The sequence below is a fragment of the Herbiconiux oxytropis genome (genome assembly GCF_024979315.1).
GTDB lineage: Bacteria > Actinomycetota > Actinomycetes > Actinomycetales > Microbacteriaceae > Herbiconiux > Herbiconiux oxytropis.
The window spans coordinates 1-541 of record NZ_JANLCK010000032.1; the positions used below are offsets into that span (position 1 = coordinate 1).

Below are 541 nucleotides of genomic sequence, written 5' to 3' on the forward strand. Positions count from 1 at the left end.
CGTCGTCGTCGTCGGCGAACGAGACTCCCGAGCCGCTGGCCTCGATCCCCGCACTGACCGGTGTCGACACCCAGGTCGCCGTCGACGCCGGCTTCCTCGACGCCATCACCGGCCTTGGCCTCACCCCCGGAGTCGTGGGCACCGCGACCCTCACCGACGGGGTCCTCGCGTTCCCGATCACCGGCGGCAATGTCGACTACTACGACCCCGAGTCCGGCTACCGCCCCTACGTCCAGGGCAACATCGAGCACGACGGCTCCGGCCTGTCCCTCACCGCCGGCGACACCGTCGTCGAACTCACCAACTTCACCGTCGACCCCGGCGAGTCCAAGCTCTACGGCGACGTGACCGTCAACGGGACCGTCGCGGTCGAGCAGGCCTACCTCTTCGAGCTCTGGGGCGGCACCCTGAAGCCGCTCGAGATGGGACCGAACGACACCGCCATCCTCGAAGGCACCACCGTGCACGTCTCCGAAGACGCCGCCGGGCTCCTGAACGAGACCTTCGGCACCGACGCCGTGAAGCGCGGCCTCCTCGTGGG

Annotated in this window: 1 protein-coding gene; it reads left to right on the forward strand. The window is 69.5% G+C overall.

Annotated features, from left to right (window positions below; translation table 11 throughout):
* On the forward strand, positions 1 to 541 hold a 541-nt coding region (locus N1028_RS19715; RefSeq protein WP_259531236.1), incomplete at both ends, for a hypothetical protein.